Here is a 3,358-nt window from a genome sequence, read left to right as displayed (position 1 = left end):
GTTTCTGCTTGGGATCAAGCACGTCTCTGAGCCAGTTCCCGGTGAGGTTGGCCCCGAGAACGGTTATGAGAATAGCGATTCCAGGAAAGGTCACCAGCCACCAGGCAGAGGTGATGAATTTTCTGCCTCCCGCCAGCATGAGGCCCCAGGCCGGGGTAGGATGCTGAACCCCGAGGCCGAGAAAACTCAACGCCGCTTCCCATATGATCACCCGGCCTATGTCTAAAGTGACCAGGATGATTAACGTATTGACCACGTTCGGCAGAATGTGGGAAAAGAGAATCCTGGCTTCACTGCAGCCCGTGGCCCGCGCCAGGTCCACAAAGTCCAGCTCCTTAAGGCCCAGAACCTCTCCCCTCACGATCCTGGCGTAACCGGTCCAGGCCGTTATCCCGATAACCAGGATGACGTTTCTAAGCCCCGGTCCCAAAATACTGACAAAGGCGATGGCCAGGATGAGCGCAGGCATGGATATCCAGGTGTCGGTGAACCGCATGATTAACGTGTCAACCAGGCCGCCAAAATAGCCGGAAAGCAGGCCCAGGAGGACGCCGATGGTGCCGCAGATACAGATGGCCACCGAACTGACCAGTAAGGAAATCCTGGCCCCGTAAATAATTCGGCTTAAATAATCCCGGCCTAAAGAGTCCGTCCCCAGAAGATGAGACATTGACCCGCCTTCCACCCAGAATGGCGGCTTGAGCGAATAGGATAAATCCTGAGCGTCCGGGTCATGAGGGGCGAACAAAGGTCCGAAGAAGGCCGTCACGAGAAAAAGCCCTAAGAGAAAAAAGGCCACGAATGGATACTTCCGCCGGGCAACCTTCTTTGAAGTTATCTCTTGGTCCGGGCCACGGCCCTTTTCAACGCTCATGTCTCATCTCACTGGGTTCTCAAAAGACAATGTCTCCCTTGAAAAATTTCATCCGTAACGAATCCTGGGATCAATGTAAGCGTAAAGAATATCCACCAGGAGATTGATGGTGACGAAAACAAACGACATAAAGAAGACGACCGACTGAATGACCGGGAAATCCCGGCGGAAAAAGGCTTCAATGGCCAGTCTTCCGACTCCGGGCCAGGCAAAGACCGTCTCCACGATAACCGATCCTCCCAATAAATAACCGAACTGAAGAGAGATGAGCGTCAGGATGGGGATCAGGGCGTTGCGCAACCCATGCTTTAAGATAACGATACGTTCGGGCGCGCCTTTGATGCGCACCATTTTTATGTATTCACTTCCGAGCACGTCCAGCATGCTTGATCTGGTCAGCCGAGTCACCGATGCGGTCGTAAAGGCGCTCAGTGTCAGGGCTGGCATGATCACGTTGGAAAGTTCTTCTCGCCCTGATATGGGAAGCCATTTCAAGTAAACCCCGAATAAAAGAATCAGCATCAACCCCAGCCAGAAATTCGGGACCGCCTGTCCAAACACAGCCAGGGATTGTCCGAAGCGATCCAGCCAGCTGTCGCGTTTCAGCGCGGTTATCATCCCGATGGAAAGGCCGAAAAAAGAGCTCAAAAGCACGGCACAGGCGGCCAGTTCAAGTGTGGCCGGAAAGCGTGAAAGCACGAGCGGAAGCGCCGGTTCGTCCCACTTGAAGGATTCTCCGAAGTCTCCTCTGGCGGCCGAGGCGAAAAAGCGGACAAACTGAACCCAGATCGGCTTGTCAATTCCGAATTTCTCCCTGAGTATCTCAAGTTCTTCCTCCCCGGCATCCTCCGTAATAAAGAGAACCGCTGGATCACCAATAGCCCGGGAAAGAAAGAAGATGATAACCATGATTAAAAGAATGGTCACCATGGCCTGAAGGATGCGTTTGATGATGTAACGTCTCATTTTTTTAGCGCCTAGTAAATTCGGGCCGCCAGGTAGTGGAAAAATCACCCCTGGCAGCCCTTACTATACTAAAAATTAATCCAGCTATTTAAGTATCTTGATGTTATGGACATTGAACAGTTGCGAGTTAAAGGGGACCCATTTATAGTCTATCGAATCATTAGTGGCGTAAATAAGGTTCTGGGAGACAAAAGCACAAACAGCCGGGTCGTCGAAAAGCATCTTGTAAATCTTTTTTAAGACCACCAGCCGTTCTTTTGCATCGGTCATGAATTGCTGTTCGTCAATCATTTTATCCAACTCTGGACTGGAATGATATAAGGAGAAGAAGGAGCCTTTCTTTATGCCCAGGGTCAACCGAACGTTGGGGTCTCTATCTCCACCCGGCCAGTAGTTTGTTCCCATTTCAGCTATCTCTCTCGATTTCTTGATATACTTGCCTCTTAAGGTTCCTCCTTCCCACTGCCTCAATTTGGTGGTGATGCCCGCTTGCTTGAGGTAATTCTGCACCGCCTGGAGCACGATTTCAGAGTTGGGGAGAAGGGCGTGGAAGTTGATGGTCAGGGCCGTTCCCGGCTTATAGCTCGATTTTTTCAGCAGGGCCCGAACCTTCTCAGGATCATACTTATACTTGAAACTCGGGTCATAGGTCTTGTCGGTGGGGTCCCAGAAGTTATAAATGGGTGTGGCCTGGCCGAAAAATAACTTGTCCGCAATCTCTTCGCGATTAATGGCGTGGTTGATGGCCAGTCGGAGGTTTAAATCAGATATAACATTGTCCTGAAAGATCGTCGTGAAGTTGAGGCCGAAAAAGGAAGGGTAAGGAAGAGAATAAATCTTTATCCCTTTGGTCTTTTTAAGCGAGGCATAATCCTGAGGCGGCACACCCCAGATAAGGTCCGCCTGGCCGGCCTTGAGCAGCTGAACCCTGACCGTAGCGTCGGGGACCAGCTTGAATTTTAGTGTCTTGAATTGAGGTTTATAGATAGGATGATTGGCCACAACCTTGTAAGTGGCCCCTTCACCTATCATTCGTTTCACCAGCGTAAATGCGCCGCTCCCGATCGGTTTCTTGGCAAATTCCTTTGGGCCAACTGCCTCATAATACTTTTTAGGAACAATAAAGCAGGCGCCCCTTATCAGCCCGCTCCAGTTCCAGTATGGTTTATTCATGCGGAAGATAAGCGTAGTCGGGTCCTTGATCTCGACATCGGTGATGTACTTGAAAATACGCCGGCCCACGTGGGCGTTCTTCCTGTCTTTATACTGTTCATAAGAGAATTTTATGTCCTCGGCCGTGACAGGATCGCCGTTGGAAAACTTGATATCCTGTCTGAGCTTGACCATGAAATCTGTGTTATTGTCCAGAATCTTCCAGGAAACACCAATGGCCGGGATCATCTTACCGTGCTCAGTATCAAGTTCAGCCAGCCTCATAAAAAGAGGCTCCATCCAGGGATAATCCCAGCCCGTCTTGGCGCGGAAAGGGTTCAAGGTGGCCAGTTCCGTGTTCATGGT

Annotated in this window: 3 protein-coding genes; all 3 read right to left on the bottom strand. The window is 50.7% G+C overall.

Annotation, left to right across the window (positions count from 1 at the left end):
- A partial coding sequence (locus tag JRI95_16740) for an ABC transporter permease (GenBank protein MBW2063192.1) occupies positions 1-874 on the bottom strand: 874 nt, incomplete at its 3' end.
- Positions 875-922: 48 nt separating this feature from the next.
- Positions 923-1,840 (bottom strand): ABC transporter permease, encoded by a 918-nt coding sequence (locus JRI95_16735; GenBank protein ID MBW2063191.1) that lies wholly within the window; start codon positions 1,838-1,840, stop codon positions 923-925.
- 84 nt (positions 1,841-1,924) lie between these two features.
- On the bottom strand, positions 1,925-3,358 hold a 1,434-nt coding region (locus JRI95_16730; protein MBW2063190.1), incomplete at its 5' end, for an ABC transporter substrate-binding protein.

This window comes from Deltaproteobacteria bacterium (assembly GCA_019308995.1).
Taxonomy (GTDB): Bacteria; Desulfobacterota; Desulfarculia; order Adiutricales; family JAFDHD01; genus JAFDHD01.
The sequence above is the reverse complement of the archived record's forward strand: the minus strand, read 5'-3'. Positions and strand labels throughout refer to the sequence as shown.